21 protein-coding genes are annotated in these 25,277 nt (G+C 56.0%); 13 read left to right on the top strand and 8 right to left on the bottom strand.

The genetic code is table 11. The features are described 5' to 3' along the window. Nucleotides 1–17 precede the first annotated feature (17 nt). Entirely contained in the window at nt 18–734 is a 717-nt protein-coding gene (locus GSQ86_RS16210; protein ID WP_158750979.1) for a hypothetical protein, read from the top strand. Nucleotides 735–894: 160 nt separating this feature from the next. Continuing rightward, nucleotides 895–1,860 carry a 2-hydroxyacid dehydrogenase gene (locus GSQ86_RS16205; protein WP_158750978.1) on the top strand — a complete coding sequence of 322 codons (966 nt, stop codon included), beginning with the start codon at nt 895–897 and terminating at the stop codon, nt 1,858–1,860. Here the strand turns inward: GSQ86_RS16205 and GSQ86_RS16200 are convergent. Together GSQ86_RS16200 and mctP are read right to left on the bottom strand one after the other, a co-directional pair. Continuing rightward, the gene (locus GSQ86_RS16200) at nt 1,832–4,765 is read right to left on the bottom strand and encodes an FAD-binding and (Fe-S)-binding domain-containing protein (RefSeq protein ID WP_158750977.1); all 2,934 of its coding nucleotides are present in this window, start codon (nt 4,763–4,765) and stop codon (nt 1,832–1,834) included. The two genes, GSQ86_RS16205 and GSQ86_RS16200, sit on opposite strands and share 29 nt — an antisense overlap. A 24-nt stretch (nt 4,766–4,789) precedes the next feature. Continuing rightward, complete coding sequence (gene mctP, locus GSQ86_RS16195; RefSeq protein WP_158750976.1) at nt 4,790–6,310, bottom strand: monocarboxylate uptake permease MctP; 1,521 nt, start codon at nt 6,308–6,310, stop codon at nt 4,790–4,792. A gap of 90 nt (nt 6,311–6,400) precedes the next feature. Here mctP and GSQ86_RS16190 point away from each other — a divergent pair, with 90 nt between their 5' ends. Next, nucleotides 6,401–7,558, top strand: coding sequence for an acyl-CoA dehydrogenase (locus tag GSQ86_RS16190; RefSeq protein WP_158750975.1), 1,158 nt, complete (start codon nt 6,401–6,403; stop codon nt 7,556–7,558). A 13-nt stretch (nt 7,559–7,571) separates the two neighbouring features. Here the strand turns inward: GSQ86_RS16190 and GSQ86_RS16185 are convergent, their stop codons facing one another. Together GSQ86_RS16185 and GSQ86_RS16180 are read right to left on the bottom strand one after the other, a co-directional pair. Next, nucleotides 7,572–8,030, bottom strand: coding sequence for a hypothetical protein (locus GSQ86_RS16185; RefSeq protein ID WP_158750974.1), 459 nt, complete (start codon nt 8,028–8,030; stop codon nt 7,572–7,574). A gap of 102 nt (nt 8,031–8,132) precedes the next feature. Next, nucleotides 8,133–8,402 (bottom strand): hypothetical protein, encoded by a 270-nt coding sequence (locus GSQ86_RS16180; RefSeq protein ID WP_158750973.1) that lies wholly within the window; start codon nt 8,400–8,402, stop codon nt 8,133–8,135. Nucleotides 8,403–8,675: 273 nt separating this feature from the next. On the opposite strand from GSQ86_RS16180, the gene GSQ86_RS16175 reads away from it, so the two are divergent. Together GSQ86_RS16175 and GSQ86_RS16170 are read left to right on the top strand one after the other, a co-directional pair. Then, nucleotides 8,676–9,734, top strand: a complete 1,059-nt coding sequence (locus tag GSQ86_RS16175) for a glycoside hydrolase family 76 protein (RefSeq protein WP_158750972.1) — start codon at nt 8,676–8,678, stop codon at nt 9,732–9,734. Nucleotides 9,735–9,899: 165 nt separating this feature from the next. Beyond that, the gene (locus tag GSQ86_RS16170; RefSeq protein ID WP_254062438.1) at nt 9,900–11,114 is read left to right on the top strand and encodes an MFS transporter; all 1,215 of its coding nucleotides are present in this window, start codon (nt 9,900–9,902) and stop codon (nt 11,112–11,114) included. Here GSQ86_RS16170 and GSQ86_RS16165 read toward each other — a convergent pair. Further along, on the bottom strand, nt 11,111–11,734 hold the full coding sequence (locus GSQ86_RS16165) for an outer membrane beta-barrel protein (protein ID WP_158750971.1): 624 nt from the start codon (nt 11,732–11,734) through the stop codon (nt 11,111–11,113). The genes GSQ86_RS16170 and GSQ86_RS16165 overlap by 4 nt on opposite strands. Nucleotides 11,735–11,834: 100 nt before the next feature. On the opposite strand from GSQ86_RS16165, the gene ribH reads away from it, so the two are divergent. The 5 genes from ribH to GSQ86_RS16140 all read left to right on the top strand — a co-directional run bounded on the left by ribH (nt 11,835) and on the right by GSQ86_RS16140 (nt 16,614). Continuing rightward, entirely contained in the window at nt 11,835–12,689 is an 855-nt protein-coding gene (gene ribH / locus GSQ86_RS23725) for a 6,7-dimethyl-8-ribityllumazine synthase (RefSeq protein ID WP_158750970.1), read from the top strand. Beyond that, nucleotides 12,686–13,123: a transcription antitermination factor NusB gene (nusB, locus tag GSQ86_RS16155; protein WP_158750969.1), complete on the top strand. Its 438-nt coding sequence runs from the start codon at nt 12,686–12,688 to the stop codon at nt 13,121–13,123. Before ribH ends, nusB begins: the two co-directional genes overlap by 4 nt. A gap of 142 nt (nt 13,124–13,265) precedes the next feature. After that, nucleotides 13,266–13,586 (top strand): STAS domain-containing protein, encoded by a 321-nt coding sequence (locus GSQ86_RS16150; RefSeq protein ID WP_254062437.1) that lies wholly within the window; start codon nt 13,266–13,268, stop codon nt 13,584–13,586. Nucleotides 13,587–14,188: 602 nt separating this feature from the next. Next, nucleotides 14,189–16,066: an FG-GAP-like repeat-containing protein gene (locus tag GSQ86_RS16145; RefSeq protein WP_216841188.1), complete on the top strand. Its 1,878-nt coding sequence runs from the start codon at nt 14,189–14,191 to the stop codon at nt 16,064–16,066. 326 nt (nt 16,067–16,392) lie between these two features. Continuing rightward, entirely contained in the window at nt 16,393–16,614 is a 222-nt protein-coding gene (locus tag GSQ86_RS16140; protein ID WP_216841187.1) for a hypothetical protein, read from the top strand. Nucleotides 16,615–16,713: 99 nt separating this feature from the next. Here GSQ86_RS16140 and GSQ86_RS16135 read toward each other — a convergent pair whose 3' ends face one another. Beyond that, nucleotides 16,714–17,322 (bottom strand): class I SAM-dependent methyltransferase, encoded by a 609-nt coding sequence (locus tag GSQ86_RS16135; RefSeq protein ID WP_158750965.1) that lies wholly within the window; start codon nt 17,320–17,322, stop codon nt 16,714–16,716. A 205-nt stretch (nt 17,323–17,527) separates the two neighbouring features. Between GSQ86_RS16135 and GSQ86_RS16130 the strand changes: the two genes are divergently transcribed. Beyond that, nucleotides 17,528–18,481 (top strand): tetratricopeptide repeat protein, encoded by a 954-nt coding sequence (locus GSQ86_RS16130; RefSeq protein ID WP_158750964.1) that lies wholly within the window; start codon nt 17,528–17,530, stop codon nt 18,479–18,481. Here GSQ86_RS16130 and GSQ86_RS16125 read toward each other — a convergent pair. Further along, nucleotides 18,473–19,045 carry a hypothetical protein gene (locus GSQ86_RS16125; protein ID WP_158750963.1) on the bottom strand — a complete coding sequence of 191 codons (573 nt, stop codon included), beginning with the start codon at nt 19,043–19,045 and terminating at the stop codon, nt 18,473–18,475. The two genes, GSQ86_RS16130 and GSQ86_RS16125, sit on opposite strands and share 9 nt — an antisense overlap. Before the next feature lie 495 nt (nt 19,046–19,540). Between GSQ86_RS16125 and GSQ86_RS16120 the strand changes: the two genes are divergently transcribed. Further along, nucleotides 19,541–23,026, top strand: coding sequence for a carboxypeptidase-like regulatory domain-containing protein (locus tag GSQ86_RS16120; protein ID WP_158750962.1), 3,486 nt, complete (start codon nt 19,541–19,543; stop codon nt 23,024–23,026). A gap of 70 nt (nt 23,027–23,096) precedes the next feature. Next, on the top strand, nt 23,097–24,221 hold the full coding sequence (locus GSQ86_RS16115; protein WP_158750961.1) for a tetratricopeptide repeat protein: 1,125 nt from the start codon (nt 23,097–23,099) through the stop codon (nt 24,219–24,221). Nucleotides 24,222–24,360: 139 nt separating this feature from the next. Here GSQ86_RS16115 and GSQ86_RS16110 read toward each other — a convergent pair whose 3' ends face one another. Next, on the bottom strand, nt 24,361–25,143 hold the full coding sequence (locus GSQ86_RS16110; protein ID WP_158750960.1) for an enoyl-CoA hydratase-related protein: 783 nt from the start codon (nt 25,141–25,143) through the stop codon (nt 24,361–24,363). Nucleotides 25,144–25,277 lie beyond the last annotated feature (134 nt).

Genomic DNA, 25,277 nt, shown 5'->3' with positions numbered 1-25,277 from the left:
CTTTTGCCGCATTTTCCATGGCCAATGCGCAATCCCACACTATTGCGTCTACAGACAATCTTCCCGACGCACCTGATATCACATTCGCGGAACAGGACCAGACCGGCACGGCTCAGAGCCAGCAGCCGCCGGCGAGCACAGAGGGAAAGCAGACGAAACGCATTCTCGGCATAATACCCAATTTTCGCTCGGTTTCCGCGAATGAAAAGCTCCCGCCTCAGTCCATGAAAGATAAATTCATCACCTCCACGCAGGACAGCTTCGATTATTCAGCTTTCATCTTTGCCGGAATTTTGGCAGGCATCAGTCAGGCAGAGGACTCATACCCTGAATTTGACCAGGGTGCAGCAGGCTACGGCCGCTATTACTGGCATACGTTCGCTGACCAGGCAGTCGAGAACTATAACGTCGAATTCATCTTCCCCACAGTGCTCAAGCAGGATTCGCGCTACTACACATTAGGGCACGGTGGCCTCATAAAGCGAAGTGCCTATTCCTTCTCCCGCGTCCTCATTACGCGCACCGACGCGGGCAATGAAACCTTTAATGCCTCAGAGATAGTCGGGGCAGGCGCTGCATCAGGTATCTCCAGCCTTTACTATCCGGCCCAGGAGCGCACCTGGACAAAAGTTGGCCAGCACTGGCTCACAAACGTAGGTCTCGATGGATTGACATTCATCTTTAAAGAATTCTGGCCCGATATTAACGACGCCGTCTTCCATCAGAAGCAGTGACATCGAACTCGTGCCTTCTGCACTCAGATAGAAGGCACGATCTTGAGTCTGCGAACTTTCGAATAGGTAACACAGATTTCCATCCGGATCGACTCAATATCGTCTGCTCACTGAGATAATCTGTCAGTGCAATCCTTCCATTCCGCAGGAGCCTGGACACGTGATAAGAGTTGGAGTTCCCTACTGGGCGGACGCGCCTTTAATTGCAAAGCTGCCCAAAGAAGCCGACGTCATCGTCCTGCCTAAAGCGCCCGCGGTCCCCATCGAAATCGATTTCTGGGTTACGCCTATCTTCGCTAAAGATGCGCAGCCGGTCGCGCCGTTTCTTCGCGGCGTAAAAGTTGTGCAATCCTTACAAGCCGGCGTCGATTGGCAACGAAACTTCGTGCCTCCGGGCGCAATTCTGTGCGATGCACAGGGCGTTCACAACGTCGCTACGTCTGAATGGACAGTGAGTGCAATTCTCGCGATGACCAAATTCCTGCCCTTTTATTTCGATCTTCAACGGGCGGGCAAGTGGGTTTCGCGCGATGTTGCCGACGAAAACTACCGCTCCATCTATAAGACGCAGACTCACAATTATCCGCCTGTCTTGATCGAAGAGCTGGAAGGCAAGACGGTGATGATCGTCGGCTATGGCTCGATCGGCAAATCGATCGAAGAGCGTCTGGTTCCATTCGGAGTGAACATTGTGCGCGTGGCTCGCTCGGCAAAGCCCGGCGTAGAACCAGTCAGCAGGCTACGCGAACTGTTGTATACAGCCGATATTATCGTTCTCATCGTTCCGCTCACACCGGAAACACACCATCTTATCGACGCCGACGCCATCGCATGCATGAAGCAGGGTGCATTGCTCGTTAACGCCGCCCGCGGACCTGTCGTTGATACCGACGCACTGGTCGAGGCGCTTACAGACAAGCGAATTCGCGCAGCGCTTGATGTTACTGATCCTGAACCGCTGCCTGAAGGACACCCGCTGTGGACCGCGCCAAACCTGCTGCTCACGCCGCATGTCGGTGGCTCAAGCCCGCTGTTCATGCCCCGCGCATTTGATCTCGTCGCGCAACAAATCAGGCGATTCATGCATGGCGAGTCGCTTAAGAATGTCGTCCACGGCGACTACTGATCACCTCAGCGAAGTGCAGCGCACGGCGGTTTGTATTCTGAGCGATCTGCTCCCGGCAGCTGAAACCATCTGACACCAGCAGCGTCTTATCCGAGGCGCTCCGCGCTGCAGGCAACAGGACACGCTCTCCAAGCGCCTGTGATACTTCGTATTTCTCTTTCTCAAAACCAAATGGTCCGGCCATGCCACAGCAGCCGGAATCGAGCGTCTGGACGTCTGCCCCTGTGGCTTTCAAAATTGCAATCTCGTCCTTCATCTTGAAAAGCGATTTGTGGTGGCAGTGTCCATGCAACACGATGCGTTGTCCGGTGAGACTTGGCGGCCGATACTGAGGTGCTTGGCGGACAAGGAATTCGCTCAGCAGATAAGTCTGGCTACTTAGCCTCTTCGCGCCGTCATTTGATGGAAAGAAATTTAATAGCTCATCACGAAAGACGCTGGCGCAACTGGGTTCAAGGAAAATGAAGGCCGTTCCTGCTTCAATCTGCGGAGCAAAGTCCCGCAGAATTTTTTCGAGATACGAGCGCGCTTCCGTGAGAAATCCGAAATCATAAAGCGGCCGCCCGCAGCAGACGTGCTGCTTTGGCGTGTATGGCGCGAAACCCGCATCCGTAAGCACCTGCCGCGCCGACTCAAGAACATGCGGATGGTAATAGTTGTTCCATGTGTCCGGCCACAGCAGAACCTGCTCTGTGCGTGAATTCCGATCACTCACGCCGCTCTGGTAGCTGCGAGCGGCAAAGCGCGGAAGGCTACGCTGCGGTGCGACTCCCAATACCTGCTTCACAATCTCGCGCAGACCCGGAACCTGCAGGGGCAAATTAGCCGCGCGCGTTGTTATGCCTGGAATCGCAGACGCAAGATGCGCCCAGCGATCCATGAAGGCGAATGCGTAATCGCGGAGCGCGTGCCGATGCTTCTCATGGTAATGCGCAAGGAACTCTGCCTTATAAGTCGCTACGTCTACATTGACCGGGCATTCGGTTTTACACGCCTTGCAGGAGAGGCACAGATCGAGCGCCTCATGCACAGCCTCGCTATTCCAGTTGCGATCCAGCACGTTGCCTTCCAGCATCTCCCACAGCAGATGCGCTCGCCCGCGCGTCGAATGTTTTTCTTCCTTCGTGGCCATGTAGCTGGGGCACATCGTACCTACGCCCTGCTTACGGCATGCGCCCACACCCACACAGCGCAACGTAGCTTCCGCCAGCGATCCCTTATCTTCAGGAAATTGGAAATAGGTCGCGGTCTTTTCCGAGACATAGTTCGCGCCTAATCGCAGGTTTTCATGCGGTTCATAAACGTTCACCGGATCCACCAGCTTGCCCGGATTCATCCTGTTCAGCGGGTCCCACAGTGCCTTAAATTCGCGGAAGGCCTGCATCAGTTCCGGCCCGAACATCTTCGGCAGCAACGCAGCCCGCGCCTGTCCATCCCCGTGCTCGCCTGAAAGGGATCCACCGTGCTCAATGACCACATCCGTCGCGCGATCCAGAAACACGCGGAATTTGCGAATACCCGGCTCGCTCTCGAGGTCGAAGTTGATGCGCATGTGCACGCATCCCTGCCCAAAGTGACCATACATGGGGCTACGGTAGCCAAACTCGTCCATGAGGTGGAAAAGAGCGCGGAGGTATGAGCCAAGTTTCGCCGGCGGAACCGCGGCGTCTTCCCAACCTTCCCATCCATGCGGCTCGCCCGGAACAAACACGGTTGAGCCAAGCGCCGACTCGCGTACATGCCACACCCGCGGCGCCTCTTCACTGCTGTATCTGCGAACCGAAGCAGGCGTCTGCGATATTCCCTGCACAAAACGCTCGACTTGGGAATCAGCATCTTCCGGCGACCAGCCACCAAATTCCACCAGCAGATGTCCACGCCCCTCCGGCAGCAACGCCACATCATCCACCGCCAGCTTTTTGCGCTGCATAAAATCCACCAGCATGCCATCGAAGCCTTCGAGCCCAATTGGCCTATACTCCAGCACCTCGGGCACATGATCCGCAGCAATAAATGGATCAGCAAAGCCCAGCCCTACCAGCCGGCGATGCGGAGGACTGTCCGTCAGATGCAGCGTCGCGCCGAGTACCGTCATGCAGCTGCCTTCACTTCCCACCAGCGCACGCGCTACATGAAAGCCATTCTCCGGCAGCAGCTCATCGAGGTTATATCCGGAAACCCGCCGCGGAATGCGCGGAAAGCGCTGCCGAACAAGATCGGAGTATCGGTCGCGCAAACTCCGCAATCCGGCATAAATTTCTCCGCGACGCCCGCCTGCCGCGATGATCGTCTGCAACTCATCCTCGGTAGTCGCACCGACCGTCAGCCGCGTGCCGTCATATAAAACGATATCAAGCGAATGAATGTTATCGACCGTCTTGCCGCCCATCAGCGCATGCACGCCGCAGGAGTTGTTGCCGATCATGCCGCCCAGCGTGCAGCGGCTATGCGTTGCCGGATCAGGCGCAAAGGTCAGATGATGCTCCTCGGCAGCTTCACGCACGCGATCGAGAACGATCCCCGGCTCTACATACGCCAGCTTCTTTTCAGCATCGAGCCACTTGATCGACCGCATGTACTTCGAAAAATCGAGCACCACCGCGACGTTGCAGCACTGTCCGGCCAGGCTCGTGCCGCCGCCGCGCGCCAGCACCGGCGCACCCATTTCACGGCATGCAGCGACTGCTGCAATCACGTCCTCTTCATCAAGAGGAACGACGAGTCCAATCGGCACCTGCCGGTAGTTCGAGGCATCGGTCGCATATAGGGCACGTGCGCCCGCATCGAAGCGCACTTCGCCGCGAACTACCGAGCGCAGCCTCTGCTCCAGCTCATGCGAAGCGGAAAATTTCTCATGCGGATGCTGCGTATTGTTCAGGACTGGAAAGTCGAATGTCGAAGCCACGGCAGTATCCTAGCAGCTAACGAATCACGCCTGCTCCGCCACATAGTCGGCCTCGATTGTCACATCCTGTCCGCGCTCGCGCTTCATCGCGTCCAGCGCCAAAGTGACTAAAACAGAGACCAGCAGATTCGCCAGTAATGCCGGGATCGCCGCATATACCGTCCACACATGACTACCGAAATGAATCGGATAGATGGAGCTTTTCAGGTCGCGAGCAAAGGCCATGCCCGTTCCCGTTGCCATGCCCGCAGCCCATCCCCAAAAGAGAGCGCGTCCATGCAGCCATCGCGTAAACAATCCGCAGACCACCGACGGAAAGAGCTGCGCGATCCAGATGCCTCCCAGCAGTTGAAGCTCGATAGCATACTGCGCCTTCACGAACAGCACGAAGACTAGCGCGCCTAATTTGATAAAGAGCGAAACCAGCTTGGCCTGTGTCGCCTCCTGCTTGGGGGTCATCGAGCGATGCCACAGCTCGCCATACAGATTGCGCGTAAATAAATTCGCTGAAGCAATCGACATGATCGCAGCGGGCACCAGCGCGCCAATGCCGATCGCTGCCAGGCAGAATCCCGAGAACCATTCCGGAAATTCCTGCATGAAGAGCAGCGGCACCGCGCTCGACGAATTCGCTGTATGAATTCCCGCCGCAATCGCAACAAAACCGAGCAAGGCGATGAGCGCCAGCAGCAGGTTATAGGCAGGCAGCAGCGCAGCGTTGCGCTTGATAACCTTTCCACTCGAAGAACTCAATACCCCCGTAGCTGTATGCGGGTAGAGCACAATCGCAATCGCCGACCCAAATGCCAGCGTCGTATAACTCAAATATTGTGAGGGATGCAGAATGATCGAAGCCGCAGGCTTCTTCTGCGCCAGCACCGTGCCCGCAGCGGCAAAAATATGCGCATATCCACCTAGCTTGATGGGGATAATGATGATCGCTGCCAGCACCATGATGTACAGCATGATGTCCTTCACAATCGCAATCACCGCCGGCGCCCTCAACCCGCTTGAATACGTGTAAGCAGCCAGAATGATAAACGCCGCCACCAGTGGCCATTCGCCATGTATGCCCAGCGCGGCAATCACCTCGCGCATACCCACCAGCTGCAGTGCGATATACGGCATCGTCGCCAGAATCCCCGTGAGCGCAATGGCAATCGAAAGCGGTCGGCTGCCGAAGCGACCGCGCACAAAATCGGCCAGCGTTATGTAACCGTGACGGTTGCAAACCTGCCACAGTCTCGGCAGCACCAGCATCATATACGGATACAGCAGGATGCAGTAAGGAATGGCGAAGAATCCCGGAGCCCCTGTGCCATAAAGCGCCGCCGGAACAGCAATGACCGTGTAAGCGGTATAGAAGTCGCCGCCGATCAGGAACCACGTGATCAGCGTTCCGAAACGGCGCCCGGCCAGCCCCCATTCTTCCAGGCTGTCGAGGTCGCCGCGCTTCCATCGCGCAGCCCAGAAGCCCGCCAGCGTAACCAGCAGAAAGCAGGCACAGAAAATCCCAGTGGCAACTATATGCAGTGAGGATGTCATCTCGCGTTCCATTGATCTTATTCGATTTCCGCCGATCGATATAGTTGCGCTCTGCTACACTCAAATGTTTTCCACGCCCTCGAGGTTTCCATGTCTGACGCAGTACCCCTTACCCAATTGAACGAAGACGAGCTGCTCTTCCGCTCCACCGTGCGCGAATTTTCACAGCAAAGCATCGGTCCGCTTGTCCGCCAGATGGATGAAGAGCAACACTTCGCCGCCGAACTGCTGCCGCAGCTCTTCAATCTCGGCCTTATGGGCATTGAAATTCCCGTCGAATATGGCGGCAGTGGCGGCACGTTCTTCGAGGCTATTCTCGCCGTCGAAGAAATCTCCGCCATCGATGCCTCCGTCGGTGTGCTCGTCGACGTGCAGAACACGCTCTGCGTGAACGCATTCCTGCGCTGGGGATCCCCTGAACAGAAGCAGCACTACCTCTCGCGTCTTGCAACTGGAACGGTAGGCGCCTACGCCTTGTCTGAGGCTGCTTCCGGGTCTGACGCTTTTGCCCTGCAGACACGCGCTGAGTTGCGCGGCGACCACTACCTGCTCAACGGCCAGAAGCTCTGGATCACGAACGCAAAGGAAGCCGGGATCTTCATCGTCTTCGCCACACTCGATCCTGCAGCGAGTTACAAAGGCATCACCGCCTTCGTTGTCGAGAAAGACTCAACGGGCTTTACTGTGGGCAAGAAGGAAGACAAGCTCGGCATTCGTGCCTCCTCCACCTGCGAGTTGATTCTCGAAGACTGCCGCGTGCCCATCGCCAGTGTCCTCGGCGAGCCTGGCAAGGGCTACAAAATCGCTATCGAAACGCTTAACGAAGGCCGTATCGGCATCGGTGCCCAGATGCTGGGCCTCGCACAGGGCGCGTGGAATTGTGCCGCGAAATACGCTAAAGAACGCAGGCAATTCGGCAAAGCTATCGCGGAATTTCAAGCCGTGCAGTTCTCGCTGGCGGAGATGGCAACAGAAATCGAAGCCACTCGCCTGCTCGTCTACAACGCCGCCCGCCTGAAAGACGCTAAATTGAGCTATATCCGGGAAGCCGCCATGGCAAAATATTTTGCTTCACAGGTCGCAGAAAGAGTCGCGAGCCACGCGGTTGAAATCTACGGCGGGTACGGTTTCGTCAAAGACTACCCTGTCGAAAAGTTCTACCGCGATGCCAAGATCGGCAAAATCTACGAAGGCACTTCAAACATGCAGCTGGCTACTATCGGCAAGCTGGTGTTGGGTGAAAGATAAAAACGCTGAAGAATTATGGCCCCACTTCGGCTGTCTTTTTCAGGTAGCCATCAATCAACGCCGCCCACTCCGGCCCCATCTTGCCGTCCGCGTCCCCGCGGTGCGCCACAACAGCATCCCCGTCGACGCTCAAAGCCGTTCGCTCATAAACAACTTCCGCCCACGTACGATCCTGACCGAGTGGAGTTAATTGAATATCGATCAGCGTCACCATCACATCCGGAAGCAGATACACATACTGAATGTGTCCGCGCTCCTCGTCAAATGCCGTGTTGATCCAGGTGGCATCGTGATGGCCATGCTTCACCCGGAAGACCGCTCCCGCAATATCCTCTGCAGGCGAGGGATGCATAAACACCGGATTCCAGCTCGAGTCCCACATTCTTTCCCGATCCGCTCCAAATAATGGAAAGACAGTCGCGACCGGAGCATCCATCACGAACTCAAAGCTATTTCGAACGTGCAGTGACATTCCCGATCCTTTCTGACGATGCCAAATCAAGTGCCCCCAAATACCCGCAATGCAGATGCCGATTATGCATGCAGTTATGATCCATCGCCTTTTCATGACTCCTCACTTTCGATCCCGCATCCTGTGGCTCGCTGACGCATCCAGATTCAGCCCAAAAATGCGCTTCAAATCCGTAATGCGCTGCAGGCTCTCCTTGCCGAAGGCGCATTTGCCGTCGAATGCATGCAGCACAATGCCTTCCAGCAAGTCACCGAGCGACATATCGTGATATTCCGCGAGCGCCTTTAAAACTTTCAACAACCGCTTCTCCATGCGCACGCCCGTCTGCACTCGCTCTACAACCAGATCGGGCTCATCGCTTTTCGTTATCATGGTACAAATGTACCATGATAACAATGATAATACGGCCTTTCGATTGGAGGAAAACATGGGAAGATAGCAGCACCGGACTTGGATAGAAGTATTCGACTTAGGTAGAAGCACTGGGCTTGGGTAGAAGCACCGGGCTTCAGCCCGGTGAATGAGCCGGAAACAGAAAAGGGGCTTTAGCCCCGGAATTTGAACTCCATACCGCTACGAGAGAGGCATGGAGAAGCGCCTTGTACGCCTGCCGGTGGAAACGATACCATCGTCTTCGAGGCACAGATGCTCCCAAAATTCTTCGTCGCTCTATTCCTGCTCTCGTTCTTCAGCTTCTCCGCCGATGGCCAGCAACAGAAGGACAACTATCTCCAGCAAGCGACTAACGGCATCCATACATTGCAAACCTGGTATTCACACGACACCGGTCTCTACCAAACCACCGGGTGGTGGAATGCGGCCAATTCCATCACCGTTCTCGCCAATTACGCGCGACTCAGCGGCAGCAAGGAATATCAACCTGTCTTCGCCAATACCTTCCAGCAGGCGCAGGAAACGTCGGCGGGCTTCCTGAATGACTATTGCGACGACGAGGGCTGGTGGGCGCTTGCTTGGATCGACGTCTACGACCTCACGCACGAGCGGCAGTACCTCACCATGGCCCGGGCTATCTTCACCGATATGTCTCACAGTTGGGACGGGACGTGCGGGGGCGGCATCTGGTGGAGTAAGGATCGCAAGTACAAAAATGCCATCGCCAATGAGCTATTTCTCTCCGTAGCCGCGCATCTCGCGGCACGCTTCAGCGACCCCAAGCAACGAGCAGAATATCTTGATTGGGCACACAAGGAATGGGCGTGGTTCTCAAACTCCGGCATGATCAATGCGCAGCACCTGATCAATGACGGTCTCGACGACTCTTGCAAAAACAACCAGAGAACCACCTGGACCTACAATCAGGGCGTCATCCTCGGCGGCCTCTCTGAGTTAAACAAGGTCGCGCCCGATCCGGCGCTTCCCGCAGCGGCGCAGTCCATCGCCACAGCCGCAATCGAACACCTTGCCGATGCGAACGGCGTTCTGCACGATACCTGCGAGCCGAATTGCGGAGCCGATGGCGAACAATTTAAGGGCATCTTCATGCGCAATCTCATGGATCTGGAAGCAATCTCCCCTGACCCGCGCTACCGCAAATTTTTTACCGTGAACGCCGCCAGCATTCTCAAAAACGCTCAAGGACCCAATCATCAATTCGGCGAAGTGTGGTCCGGCCCTTTCAAATCGAGCAACGCTGCCATCCAAACCTCCGCGCTCGAGGCAATTCTTGCCGCAGCGGCAAAATGATATCGAGGCGAAAAAGCTGTCAAGCCCTATGGCGTTTTTCGATAAACTGAACATATAGGAAGTAAAGAGGAGCCCCTTACCGCGTGAAACAGGCTAACTCATTGATTTTAAAGGATCTCCGTACAAAATCGGGGGTACCCCCAATGTGGTCATCTAAAATGAAATTTGGCACAGACCGAGACCATTCCGCCCGAAGTTCCGGTTGACCTTCATCCCCGTCACCATAGCCTGCTGCCATTCCTGGGTCTGGCGTGCGGTGTAGGCGTCTCAAATATCTACTACAATCAGCCGCTTTTGCTGGATATGGCGCGCAGTTTGCATGCCGATCACAGCCAGATGGGAGCCGTTGCGGTGGCGACCCAGGTCGGCTACTCCATCGGGATTCTCACTTTCGTGCCGCTGGGCGATGTGGTCGAGCGCCGGGGTCTCATGGTGCGGCTCTTTGCCGGAGTCGCTCTCTTTGCCGTGCTCAATGCTTTGGCGCCCAATCTGTGGACGTTGCTCGTATCCAGCGTCGCGCTTGGCCTGACTGCAGCAGTGACACACGTTGTGGTACCTATCGCGCCGGAATTGGCGGACGATGAGGAGCGTGGTCGCGCCGTAGGCACTGTCATGACTGGCTTGCTGCTTGGGGTGCTGCTGGCGCGGTCGGTTTCCGGCTGGATCGCCACACTTTTCGGCTGGCGTGCAGTTTTCATCTTCGCTGCCGTCAGCAACGCAGCATTTGTGCCGTTATTGTTGCGCAAGCTGCCGAAACTGCCCCCGCACAAGCCACTGCCTTACGTGCAGGCGTTGCGTTCGCTGTGGACACTGATCCGTACGCACCCTGTGTTGCGCGAATCGGCAGTCATCGGAGGGCTGGTCTTTGGCGCCTTCAGCGCATTCTGGACGACGCTGGTCTTCCTGCTTGGCTCCAAACACTATCATCTCGGGGCTGGCACCGCTGGCAGCTTCGGCATTCTCGGTGCCACCGGCGCGCTGATCGCGCCAGTTGCCGGAAGAGTCGCCGACAAGCGCGGCTCGCGCGCTGTGGTAACGCTGGGTCTGACGCTGCTCTCGCTGGGCTTCTGCATTCTGTGGCTGCTGGGCTATCACCTGTTAGGACTGGTTTTCGGCGTCATCATTCTCGATCTGGGCGCACAGGCGAATCAGATCGCCAATCAGACACGCATCTTCGGCCTTGAGCCTGGGGCACGCGGCCGCATCAATACCGTCTACATGACCGCCTATTTTCTCGGTGGGTCACTCGGATCGCTGTTTTCGACGATGGCATGGGCGCGCTGGGGATGGGGCGGCGTGTGCGCGCTGGGATTGGGACTACTGGGACTCGCAGCGTTGCGGCACGCGACAGGCGTGCGTGCCGCAGCTCTAACAGCCTAGAAGTGCAGGTAAAGCCCGACGGCAGGCTCGCTCGAAATACGCCAGGTATCCGTCTTGAAGATCGTATCGCCGTAATCCGGCGTCGGATGGTAGAGCGCGCGATACTGCACGCGCAGGCCGAAGTGAGAAGTCAGCAGCGGAAAATCGGCTCCCGCACCAAATGTAATGGCCAGCCGTGCCTGAGCGCTGGCATTCTGGCCTCCATTGAGCGAAGGCGAGTAGAGCAAGGCGCTTGCGCCGACCATGCCAAAGGGCCGCACGCCGAGAACGACACCGGGCAGGGTTGCCAGATACGATCCTTCAAACTCGTGGGTATTGTGCTGCACACCGAACGGATAGCTCGAGTACCTGTCAGTGAAACGGGTATAGCCGTAGCCCACTTCATAGCCCAGCCACGGGTGGTACACATGACGAAATGTCCCCTGCCCACCCACCGAGTCGCCGGGTTTCACGTCGATGCCATTCCCGCTCGATGAGTTGGTGAACTGTCCAAAGACATTTGCCCCTATCTCGCTGTTCTTGAGATACGTCTGCGCATTTACTGGCTGAGCAAAGGACGCTACAAGGAGCGCCGCAACAAACAAACAAGACTTCAGGAAATTCCGGTAGATTGCCAACATCAGTTCTCCATCTGCCATACTAACGAAAGTTGCGGCCTTACGGCAGTCTCTGTGCCGGTGCTGATTTCCGCGCAACCCTCCACGCTGATAAAGTCAAACTATGATCAAAGGCATCACAGCAGTCCGCCAGACCGGCGCGGCAGCCGCTTTCGACAAGTTGGCGAGCTTCTTTTCGGTGCTCGGTTTTGAGCAAGGTAAGGACTGGAACGAAGAACAGAGCCGCGGCCGCGCCTTTCTCGCGCCGCTTGGCAATCTTGAGTTTATTGACGGAGTACCACCCTCGAACGCTGACGTCTTTATCGAGGTCACCAGCCTCGATTCGGTACGCGAAGTCGCCGACCGGTGGATAGCTCAGAACGCGGCGGAAGGGCGAATCACCGATACCGCCAATACGGATTGGAAGTCGCGGATGTTTACGGTTGAGCCCGTTCCCGGTGTTGCGTTCTCTTTCTGGGAGTGGATCGACCCGCTCAAGGGCAAGCCTGTGGCGATCGAAGGTGACCTCGTCGCCACCGGGATGCGCTTCGCCATCGTGGTGGCGCGATGGAATGCCGTGATCACGGATCGGCTGCTGCAGGGCTCGCTCGATGCTTTTTACCGCAGCGGCGCGAAGAAAGAAGACGTAGAGATTATTCGGGTCCCCGGGGCGTGGGAGATTCCTTCGGCGGCGCGGAAGCTGGCGGAGTCCGGAAAATTCGACGCAATTGTCACGCTTGGAGTGCTTTTACGCGGCGAAACGGCGCATTATGAGGCCATTTATAACGAGGTTTCGCGCGGTATCGGGCAGTCGCAGCAGGAGACCGGAGTTCCGCATGCTTTTGGCGTGCTGACCTGCGAGACGCTGGAGCAGGCTCTTGATCGAGCCGGATTGAAGGCCGGAAACAAGGGATTTGAAGCGGCATCGGCTGCCATAGAGATGGTTTCGCTGCATCGCAAGATTGGAGCTAAGGCATGACGACTCCCCGTTCCGCTGCTTCAGGCAAGCGGCGCAAGTCGCGCGAACTCGCGATGCAGATGCTTTTTCAGCTCGACATGGGCAAAAATACGCCCGACCAGGTGCGGGCCACCTTCTGGAAGGCGCGCGACGAAGACGATACGGATGTGCGCGGCTTCGCCGAAGATCTTTTTCGTGTCGCCGTCACGCGAGAAGACGAAATTACCACCCTGATCGAAAAACACTCCAAGCACTGGCGGCTGGATCGCATGGCGAGCGTCGATCGCAATGTGCTGCGGATGGCGATTGCGGAGATGCTGGGCTTCTCCGGTACACCCGCGCCCATCGTCATCAACGAAGCGCTGGAGATTGCGCGTCGCTATTCGGCTCCGGAATCGATCAATTTTCTCAATGGGGTGCTGGATGCGATTGCCAAGGCGCGGCTGAACGGGTGACCTTCACTCCTTTTATATCGTCAAGCCTTTAGAGTCGTTATGGCACTTAGCCGTAACTCGGTTCCTGCGCGTGGGATTTACACGGCTGTAATCAAGGCCCGTCTTCTGTTCTTTACACTTACCCGATATGCAGCAGGATTCGATGAAGCTCACCACCGTCCCGGGACAGGCCGCCGACAGCCGCATCCTGAAGCTGGAAGGCCCTCTTACGCTTAGCAATCTGTTTGATTTTCAGGCTGAACTCCGTAAAGATGCGGCGACCACCATCCTCGATCTTTCGGACGTGCCCTATATGGACTCAGCCGGGATGGGCGCCATCATCAATTACTATGTGGCGTGTCAGAAAGGCGGACGAAAGCTTCTGGTGGCGGGCACGAATTATCGGGTAATGGAACTCTTCAAACTTACCAAGGTAGACCAGTTGATAACGCTGATCGAGAGCGTGGAAGCAGCGGGGGAGTAGTCAAACTCGCTACAGGCAGTCATTTAGCCAACGTGGCTACAAGATTAGATTATGAATGGATCAGGCAGCGGAGCGCTCCACTGCCTCGTTCATCGTTTTCGATTTTCGAACATCCAGCGTTTTTGAATCAGAGTAGCCCATAGCGTCCGAATCGGCGGCGCGATCGATCACAAACGCTGCAGCGCCATGGAAAGACGCCGAATAGCCACAAGACGTGCTTCTCAAGAAAGCTCTGCATGGGGGAGCGAACTAATTCACCACTGCAAAACGAGCAGCTTTTTGAGATGATCAACAGCATGCACTCAATAGTCGCACCGTTTTGCAACAGCAATATTAAAAGTAGATGACTGGCCTGACTTACCTGAAGGCACAAAGTCGAAAAGCCACATAGCCCACGCTCGCGGCGAGTTGGAGCCCCTTCCACAAGCAATTCGTCTTATTGCAACCTTCCCCGATATCCTCGCCTCAAATCCCGTGCTCTGCACGGAAGCGCGCAGCACATTCCATGAACCCTGGCCTCTCGGAACTTTGCATCTCACTCACCGTGGTTCTTTTAACCTAATCCTCTGACCTGAGAATTCCGTGACAACTCGAAAAGGGGGATGGACCTTCCAATCGTTTGCATCGTTCCCCCCGGCGTGCGTTTTCTGATTGCGATACTTCAGGAGTTTCCAGTGTCACTTCCTCGCATGATACTTACAGCCGTCCTATTTGCAACGGCTGGAGCGGCCACCTGCGTGGCCCAGGTTCCCGTCAGCTTTTCCAACAACACATCTCCCACCGCAACGACGGGTCACAATGTGTACGCGGTCGATGTTAACAATGACGGTATTCCCGATATGATTCAGGACCGTTCCCAGGCGCCCAATGGATTCACGATCAGCATTGCGAATGGCGATGGAACTTTTCGCTCCCCTGTCACTTATACTGTCCTCGGCGGCGGCTCTCTTTCTCCGATTGCTTATGGAGATTTCAATGGTGACGGCAAAGTCGACTTGATCCTGGCTCTCACTGGAACCAACCAGCTCGCTGTATTTTTGGGCAAAGGCGATGGCACATTCCAGGCTCCGAAGTATTCCACCATCAACTTTCCCTCTGCAGAGATGCTGGATGCCGTACCGATTGCGGCAGCCGACTTCAATCAGGACGGCAAGCTCGATCTCGTCGCAGCAGCCAGCAATGCGACAACGCAGACTCTCTTCGTCATCACGGGTGACGGAGCGGGTGGCTTTGTTGCGTCGGAGAGCCCGATTCCTATCTACAATCCTTTTGCTGGCACCACTGTTGACAACATTGCGCTTGGAGACTTTGACTCGAACGATAAAACCGATGTAGCGTTCACAGTCGCCACCCTATGCAGTAACGGCGGCAACTGCGGAACCGCCCTGCATGTTCTCTATAACAATGGCGGCATCGCTGACTTCGAAGATACAACTCCCTATACGAGTACCGGGCTGTTTACGTTGAGCTCCGGAGATCTGAACAGCGACGGGCTCACGGATCTCTTTGGAATCGATCATGCCACGAATCAGCTGGCTCTCTTCTATGGACAGGGTTCCAGAACTTTCACATCCTATTTTTCCGGTCTTCCCAACAACGGCGTGGGTAACTCACCCCATTCACTGACCGGGGAACTGGCGATGGCCGATTTCAATGACGATGGGCTCATGGACCTTGTCGCCATGAACGCTTCCGGTCAGGCAAGAAGTTTGCTGTTCTTCCTTGCCGGAGCTGACCCCGGGCAATTCACGCAGCAACTCGTCTCAATCGGTTCCGCAAGCTCTGCCACCAATCTCATAGCGGGCAATTTCAATGAAGACACCAAGCCGGACATCGGCTTCGTGCAAAACTCCGTCGCAGCCCCCTCAATCAACGCCTTCATCAACTCCACGTCGCATGGCGTATGGAGTGACTGCGACTATCCCAAACAAGGTCGAGGCATCAGTCTATGTGCTCCTACGGGTTCTACTACATCGCAGCTCAGCTTTAACGCTGCCGCCAATTCATTCGGCCAGATTCGCAAGATGGAACTGTGGGTCGATGGCGTCAAGGTCCAGGAGCAGCACAACACCTGGGGCAACAATGCATGGTTCAACTTCATCACCGACTACAACCCCGGAACGCACAACGCAACCCTGTTTGCTGCGGATATCGACAACACCCTGCAGAAGCTTGATTTCAACTTCACCGTTGGCCCCGCTCCCTGCGCCGCGCCGTCGTCTCTGGGGGTGAATATCTGTACTCCGGCATCCGGAACCTCGGTGGGCTCACCGGTGCTGGTGGAGGCATCCGCCAATATTGATGGCGGGCTGCAACGCATGGAGGTGTGGGTGGATGGCGTGAAAAAGTTTACCGAGTTCAGTGGACCGTTCCTTGGAGCTTCCATCGTCTTGCCTGCAGGCACGCATCAATTTGTCGTCTATGCCGTGAACTTTGAGGGAGTTTTATGGGAAGGGAGCGTCACGGCGACAGTGAAGTAGCCTAAGAATCTCGTTGATCTGAGAAAGCGGAGCCATCGGATAGGTCTTCCGCTGCGCCAGCGGTCACGCCACAACCCGCTGGCGTCGCGTTTTGGGCGGCAGACTCTCCCCGCGGATCGCCGCTCAAAGCGGATGGCGTAATGTCTGCATAAGATGCGAAACGTTTAACCTCAGGTTTTGCGATTTTTGCGCCTGCACATTACCGGGGTAACTTGTTGGGTTGATCCGTCCGGTCTACATTGCCCCTTAGGACAACCATCTTGGGCAAGGTAATCAATATCGAGATAAGAAAAAGCGAGCCACCTACTGGCATCGGAAATTCCGACTTGACGCCGGAACAGGCATTCAACTTGCTCATTCAGGGCATCGAGAAGCGTAAACGGGTTCTGAAGCGCCTCGGTAAGGAGATGGCCTACAAAATCGCGTGTTCGGAATTAGAAGTCGTCCATTACCAGCTGAATAAAGTGCGTACTCACTTCATTCAGCAACGGAATCGCGAAACGAACCAGCGGCGACGTCCAGGTCCAGTGACGATTCCGCTCTCCTGATTTCCAAAAGTATTCCCTATAAAAGTGGAAATCAGTATCTCTCGGTGCCGGCATAAGAAGATGTGTCCTGCCAGCGTGTAATGACCAGACGAAGGCCGATTAGCGCCGTTTCCTCAGAACCCAGGTCGTCATGCAACGGTAATCTTGCACAATAGTTGTCTTCAATGGATCCACAAGGATGCCGTTCATCTTATCCGTGTATTCCATAAGCATCTCCTCATCTGCCAGGAACCACTCTGAGCCATCGCCCACGATAAACCTTCCGCCTGGTACTCGTTCGAACTCCATGCCGATCCTCGATCCCAGGCGGCAGAAAAGCATACCTCCCGGCCTTAAAACCCGCCATAACTCTGCCAGCATCGAGCTGAAGTGCTCTTCATCCCGGGCGAAATGAAGCACCGAATTACAGATCACAACATCGGCAAAGGCATCAGGGAAGGGCATCCGCTCAATGGATCCGACCTGAAAGTTGTCTGCCGGAAGTCCAGTCTCGAAGGAAGCGGAGAGTTGTCGCACATGCTTTATTCCCTCTTGATCGAGATCGAGAGCAAACACTTCGCAGCCTTCGCGTAGTAAATGTACAAGGTTGCGTCCATACCCACATCCGGCATCAAGGACTCGCATTCCGGGCGCGATATTGCCTCGTAGGATCTGATCGAAAACATAGATATCAATCTGGCCGAACTGCTCTTGAATGTTGAACGCCATGCTTTCATCATCTCAGTTGCGGACTGTCTGTCTTGTTCCGGTGCGATTTTAGCCGGAACAACCTGCACAAATTCGTTCCCGGAATCGAATTAAGTACGGTTTATCCACGGATTTTCATACACAACCCCTTGTGCCTTTGCAACTCTATGCGCATAATCGCCTCAAGAGGCAGCGGTAGAGACCGCAAGGAGCAACGGTTCGCCCTGTGAATCCATATAACCGTCAGGACGTTCTGCGTATCCTGCGCATTCATCCGAAGCAGTTGCGCGGATGGGAGCGCGGTGGCCTGATCGCCCCCTCTGACTCCTACTCATTTCAGGATTTGGTACAGTTGCGCAAATTGCGCGACCTCCGCGCCACGCGCCTTTCTGTGGCCAGCATTCGTGCCTCCGTAACGGCCATGCGATCTGCATCCGGTATGGCGAATCCGCTACTCGAAGCCGGAACGGCACGGCGTGGTTCGCGGCTGATCTTCCGCCACTCCGGCGCTTCTATGGAGCCGATCACCCGCCAGCTGGTCTTCGACTTTGATGCCAGCGGTAATCGCACCCCGGCGGCGCTCGGGCACGCGGTTCTTAGCCCGTTCCAGTGCGAAGCCAGGGCTAACAACCTCTTTCTCGAAGCGGTTCGTTGCGAAGAAAGCGGAAAAATCGCAGAAGCCAGCGAGCTTTATCAGGAGATTCTCGACCTGGACCCCGCGCACGCTCCTGCGTGCATCAATCTGGGTACGATTCACTACAACCAGAAAAAATTTCTCGAGGCCGAACACCATTACCGGCAGGCCACCCTGGCTGATCCGGAATATGCGCTTGCCTTTTTCGACCTCGGCAATGTACTGGACGAGCTGCAGCTCCTGCCTGCATCCATCGAGGCCTATCGCTCGGCCATCCGGCTGGTGCCGTCGTACGCCGACGCCCATTACAATCTGGCTCTCGCCTATGAGCGCACCGGCCAGCGCAGGAAAGCGGTGCGGCACTGGACCGCATATCTTCGGCTTGATCCTATAGGCCCCTGGGCCAACCATGCTCGCGGGCAGCAGCGGAAAATCCTCGATCGCGAAAAGCTCGCCATCGTGCACCGCTCCTCCAAGGCGTCGGTGCGGGGTCTCCGCTCCAGTGCGCCTTCGCTCAAGCTGATTCCTCTCTCTCGTCTATCGTGACAGGCCGGTCACCGGCCATTCGTAGATCACGATTCCGAGATTATTCAGCGTCTGCATCGTCGATTCCACATTCCGGCGAACCTGCAGCCGGTTAGCTCGCGTCTCGGCCGGATCTTCTTCTACCGCGATCACGCGGCCATACGGCCAGTCTTCCCGCGGCAACGCGCTCAGGGCATCAGGCAGATCGGCCAGCCGAATTTCCAGCTCCTGGCGGCGAGCCTTCGCCGGTTTCAACATCGTGCTCGGCAGCGCCGCGCTGTGCGTCTGGTCAGGCGAAATCACGCGCAAAGTCACATCTGTATTGCCAACCGTAAGAAATGGGTTATTCCAGCTTTCCCGGGTATGAATGGCCATATAGTGGCTCTTTGCCGGCGGCGGAATCTCCTCCAGCTCTTGCCGGGCAGTATCAGTTTTTTTTGCCGCCGCCAATGCCTGCTCCCGCGCCTGCGCTGCGGCGTCAGGAGTGGCAGATGGTGACGACGTTGAAGAATGGCAACCGGTAACGACCACGGCGATCAGAACCGGGCCAAACAGGAAGGTGGAGAGGGCTTGTTTAAGCTTCATTTCTATTCGGAACTCTATATGGCAGCATATCAAGTCGATTGCGGCATGTAACTGCCTCTCTTTACTGCAGTAGAAAACGCTTACGCTCCGAATCCTGATTCGGCATTGTAGAACCCTGGCCGAGGGAATGGAATTTGATCTTCCCTCGTATCGACCTCACCGCGTGCACGGCTCAACGAAATTTTGTGCACAAATGTATTCGTTTCCAGACTGTTCTATGTACGCGCTTTCAATCGATATGTGTTGGAGTTACCCATCCGGTAAAGCGTTTTTCACATAGTGCCTATCTATACCCACCCTTTATTCCTCTCTTGACAATCGATTTGTCTTGGGAGCTAAATGTCAGGCGGAATTCAGTAAAACTGTTTACTGCGCTATTTCCATGACTCATAAGTGTCGTTCCGTTGCCTGAAGAAGCGCAGATGAAACAGTGGCTTTTATTTAAAAAGTACGAATTCAACGTGTTTCACTAGCGGTTCTTAAGGGGGCAACCTGATGACGTATCTAAGAAGGCTTCTAGCCGTCTTCGCGTTCGTTTTGTGTGCTGTATCCATCGCTGGGGCACAAGAGAATGCGGAAATCACCGGCAGCGTAACCGATTCATCCGGCGCAGCCGTGCCGAATGCAACCATCACCGTCACTCATCTCTCTACCGGCACCACTCGTAGTACGCAAACGAACGGAGCCGGCCTTTACGATATTCCGGGATTGCAGATCGGCACCTACAACCTGCAGGCAACAGCCACCGGCTTTAAAAACTATGCGAAATCCGGACTGATTCTGAACGTAGCGCAGACTCTGCGTTCCGATGTTCCGCTTGAAGTAGGCGCGGCGAGCCAGACCATCACCGTACAGGCCAATGCGCTCCAGGTCCAATCGGAAACAAATGAGGTCAGCACGCTCATCAGCGGCAAGCAGATTTTGCAGTTGGCGACGAATGGACGCAACGTCATCGCGCTGACCACGCTGGGAACTGGCGTATCCAACATGATGCCTTCATTCAATGGCGTCACAGCACAGGGCAGCAACTTCAGCCTGAGCTTCAACGGTATGCGTCCCGACCATAACAACTGGCTGATCGATGGCGGCGAAGTCTATGACCGCGGCAGCGGCGGCAAACTCGGCATCCTGCCTTCGCCCGATGTCCTGGCTGAGTTCCAGACTCTGAGCAGCAACTACAGCCCCGATTACGGTATTGCTTCCGGCGGAACTGTAACCATGGTTCTCAAGTCAGGAACCCACAACTTCCACGGTGGCCTGTGGGAGTTCAATCGTAACGACATTTTTGACGCGAACAACTACTTCTCCAAGCAGGCGAATCAGCCGATCCCCGAACTTCGTTTGAATATTTTCGGCGGAGAGATCGGAGGTCCGCTCTTTATCCCCCATGTTTATAACAGCGAGCGCAAGAAAACTTACTTCTTCTGGAGTGAAGAGTGGCGCAAGTTTATTTCCGGGGCGAATCCGAACGCCACGAACACGATTCCCGTCTCGAACTTCCCCGTGAGCGGGCAGAACCTGCAGTACACCGACTATGTAAATAATGGCGCTGCGGTATTGCCGGTCGTACCGAACACTACCGATCCAGCAAAGCTCACGCAGTACAGCACAGCTGGACTTGTAGCGGGACAGCCGTTCCCCTACACCTGCAGCTCCTCGACAACCTGCGTTTCCACCATTCCTTATCAGGTTTTTGATCCGAATTCCGTACTGTTCATGGGCACGGGTGCTATTCCTCAAGCGAACTTCAATGGCGATCAATACATCGCTTCACCGAAGCAGCCGACGGATGTTCGCGAGGATGTAGTTCGCATCGACCACGATCTCACCGACAGAATGCACTTGATGGGTCACTGGATTCACGATCAGATGTCGCAGACCATCTTCCCGGTCATGTGGAGCGGCGACAGTTACCCAACAGTCGGCAATGTATTCCAAAATCCGTCATGGGGCGCGGTTGTAAAACTAAGCCAGGTAATCTCTCCCACGCTGCTGAATGAAACAGCTTTTAACGTGAACGGAAACACCATCGACATCACCCCGGCTGGAATTTATCAACAACCTTCCGGGTGGAGTGCCGTGGGAATTTTTAGTGGTAACAACGCAATGAACCGGCTGCCGCAAGTGCAGTTCTCCGGCGTTGGTCCTGGCACAACCTACACAACGAACTACTGGCCCTGGCACAATTCATTCCTCGACTATCAGGTCCGAGATGATCTGTCGTGGACCAGGGGCGCACACTCTCTCAAGTTCGGCGCTGGGTATATGCGCATGGACAAGAACCAGCAGGTGCAGGCCGATACGCAGGGCGACTATACTTTCAACTCCTCATCCTACTCGGGCGATTCCTATGTGAATTTCCTGCTGGGATTTGCCAACAGCTATCAGCAGCTCCAGCAGCAGTTGATAGCTCACTGGGTCAACAACACGTATTCGTTCTACGCGATGGACAACTGGCATGTGATGCCGCAGCTCACGCTGAACCTGGGCATTCGCTATGACGGTCTGCCCCATGTCTATGAAAAAAACAATCGCACCTCCAACTTCGTTCAGGCGGATTTCAATCCTGCCGACGCGCAGATCCCCGCATCCGACGGAACTCTCGATCCGAACGGCCCGGGCTTCAGCCAGCCAGCAGGCGCCGCACAAGCCTACTATTTGAATGGCGTTCAACTGGCGGGCGTGAACGGATTTCCACGTGGTCTGGTCCACAACTCGTACGGAACAGTTCAGCCTCGTGTCGGTTTTGCCTATGACGTTCTCGGGAACGGCAAGACCGTGATTCGCGGCGGCTATGGATTATTCTTCGAGCGCGTCCAGGGCAACGACATCTATGGCACCGATATCAACGCGCCATGGTCTGCTCAGCCTTCCGTGAATGGCATCTACTTCTCAAACCCAAACACCAATAACCAGACCGGAGCGACCGCTGCCGTCCCGGTCACGCCGCTCAACTTCAGCGCGCTCGATCTGAATTATCGCAATCCTGCCACACAACAATTCAGTCTCGGCGTTCAAGATGAACTGGCTCCATCGATTGTCATGGCGGTGCAATATGTCGGCATGACAGGATGGAACCAGAACGATATCCGGGCAATCAATACGTTGCCTTTAACCGATACCAACAATCTGGCCAATCCTTACGATCAGCGTGAGGCTGTTGCTAACGGGGCGAATGCCAACCTCTATCGGCAATATCCTGGCTGGGCTAATATCGGCAAGACTGAGAATGCGACCAATAGTAATTACCACTCGCTGCAGGCAGCGCTGCGCATGGAGAACAAGCACGGCTTGTCCCTCCAGCTTGCTTACACCTGGTCGCATGAGATCGACATCCAGAGCGGCGATCTCACCTCGTTCCCTCTTGCCGGTTCAAGCGGCCAGCTTTCGAATCCCTTCAACCAGGACTATGACCGCGGTTCGGGCCTCATCGACCGCCGCCACATCTTCAACGCCAACTATATCTATGACCTCCCCTTCTTCCTGCACTCGAGCAACGGCCTGGCACGGTCACTGCTGGGAGGCTGGCAGATATCCGGCATCACCACAGCGCAAAGTGGCACGCCAACTAATGTCAACTATGGAACTGATGTCCTGGGATTGGGAGGTAATGCCGCCAACCGTCCGAATCTGGTTGGCAATGTAAGCTACCCCAAAAAGCAGCTTGCCTGGTTCAACCCGGCATCCTTCGCAGCGCCGACCGCTCCCTGGGCAGGCGGCGTCAATTCAGGCTTCGGCAACGCCGGCAAGGATACGATCGTATCCCCCGGGCTCTTTAACTGGAACCTTAGCCTCTTCAAGGAATTCCGCATCACCTCGGCGGAAGGTCCGCGATTCCAGCTACGTGCCGAATCCTACAACACCTTCAACCACACTGAATTCCAGAACGTGAGCCAGGGCTTCACCAGCTCGAACTTTGGACAGCTAACCTCAACCTACGATCCTCGCGTTCTGCAGTTCGGCGCGAAGTTCCTCTTCTAATCGTTTCGCTGGCAAACCGGGCGCAGTGGTTATATCCACTGCGCTCTTTCTTTACCCCGCGTGCGATACCATGCTTCCAGTTAACTTTTTCGGGTGCAGCGTGCGGCGTCTCTCATTCCTTCTTACCTGTTTTTTGATTCCCGCATTTCTCCTCGCGCAGGACACACCAAATAACTACGCGGCAGCCGAAGAAAAATGGGAAGCCGCAACCGCAGCCAATCCTAAGGACGCAGCCGCATGGGCGCAGCTCGGCCTCACCCTCGCGCTCGAAGGCAATTATGCCGAGGCCGTCCCCGCCTATCGCAGAGCGCTCGAACTTGGCATCAAGGCTCCCGGCCTGCAACTCGATCTCGGCCTCGCTCTCTTCAAGCAGGAAAAATTTAAAGACGCCATCTCGCCGTTAAAAGCCGCCGCCGCCGAAGCGCCAGAAGACACGCGGCCAAAGCTTCTTCTCGCCATGAGCTATTACGGGGCAGGGCAATACGGTGAAGCGATCCCTTATCTTGAAACGGCAGTAGCAGCGGCGCCCGAAAATCTTCAGCTGCGCACCACGCTCGCGCAAAGCTGCCTGTGGGCCGCGCGATATCAGTGCACGCTCGAGCAATACCAACTCATCCTCCAGCAAGCGCCCGATTCCGCCCAGGCCGACATCCTCGCCGGCGAAGCCTTCGACGGCCTCGGCCAGACCGACAACGCCATCGCTCAATTCCGCGCCGCGGCCAAAGCTGATCCGCACACACCTGAAGTTCACTTCGGCCTGGGATACATGCTCTGGAAGCAGCACAAGTATGACGAAGCCGAGGCTGAATTCAAACTCGAACTCGAAGAGAACCCCAATCACCCGCAAGCGCTTACTTATTTAGGCGACATCGCGCTCAAACGCAATGACGAAGCTACCGCCGCGAACTACCTCAAGCAGGCCGTCGCGCAGCAGGGCGCAACCCGCCTCGCCTTCCTCGATATGGGTATCGTCGATGCCGCGCAGAATCAGAACGAAGCAGCCGCAGCCAATCTGAAACGCGCCATTGAGATGGATCCCTCGCAACCCGACGCGCACTGGCGCCTCGCGCGTCTCTACTCCGCCATGGGCAAGAAGCAGCAGGCACAAGCCGAGTTCGCCAGGACAAACGAACTCCACCAGAAGACAGATGAAGCAGTGGTGAGAAAGATGTCCGGGCCACCGAAATCCGAATAGACACAAGTGCGAAGCACATGGGCGGGATACTGATAAGGCGGATTCCGCGATTTGAGAATCTCCGACATCGGGTGCCCCATCCTTTCGCGCTTTTTGCGAAAGGGTGGGATTGGGACAGCGCACCGACTACAAACCAGTCCTACTTCCCAGTCCAAACCGCTGTGCGCTTTTCCAGAAAAGCCTTCGTGCCCTCCGTCTTGTCTTCGGTCGCACAGCAAATCCCAAAGAGCGCAGCCTCGAGATCCAGCGCCTGCCGCAGCGGCAAGTCGTACCCCGCATGTACCGCTTCCAGGCATTTTTCAATCGCCAGCGAAGCCTGCGCGGCAATCGCTTTCGCAATCTGCTCCGCGCGCGCCAACAGCTCACCCGGCGAAACTACTTCCTCTACCAGCCCGATGCGCAAAGCCTCCGCAGCCGAAATCATCTCGCCCGTAAGCAGCAGCTTGAGCGCCGCGCCCTTGCCCACCAGCCGCGGCAGCCGCTGTGATCCCCCATATCCCGGAATGATCCCCAGCTTCACCTCCGGCTGGCCAAACCTCGCTGTCTCGCTGGCAATGCGCAAAGTGCACGCCAGCGCCAGCTCGCATCCGCCGCCCAGCGCAAAGCCGTTCACGCACGCAATCACCGGCTTGCCGCAATTCTCAATTCGATCGAAGACTTGCTGTCCGCGCATCGCCAGCGCATGTCCATCTACCGCCGATACAGCGGCGAGCTCCTGAATATCGGCCCCCGCAGCAAAGGCCTTCTCGCCAGCTCCCGTCAGCAGAATCGCCCGGACGCCCGCATGCGCAGCCAGCTCTATGATCGCCGCATCCAGCTCGCGCAGCGTAGCCCCGTTTAACGCATTCAACACCTTGGGCCGATTAAAAGTCACAACAGCAATCGGCTCACGCACTTCCACAAGAATATTTTCGTAACTCATAAGGTGAACCGCTGAGTCTAGCATGACGAGAACCCGATACGCGAAGCAGGCAGCAGTTGAATCAGTGGACCCAATCTGCAAATCTACAAAACGAAAAAAGCGGGTGCCCCAGGTTCGCGAAGCTAACCTGGGTC

The sequence above is a fragment of the Acidobacterium sp. S8 genome (genome assembly GCF_009765985.1).
GTDB lineage: Bacteria > Acidobacteriota > Terriglobia > Terriglobales > Acidobacteriaceae > Alloacidobacterium.
The sequence above is the reverse complement of the archived record's forward strand: the minus strand, read 5'-3'. Positions and strand labels throughout refer to the sequence as shown.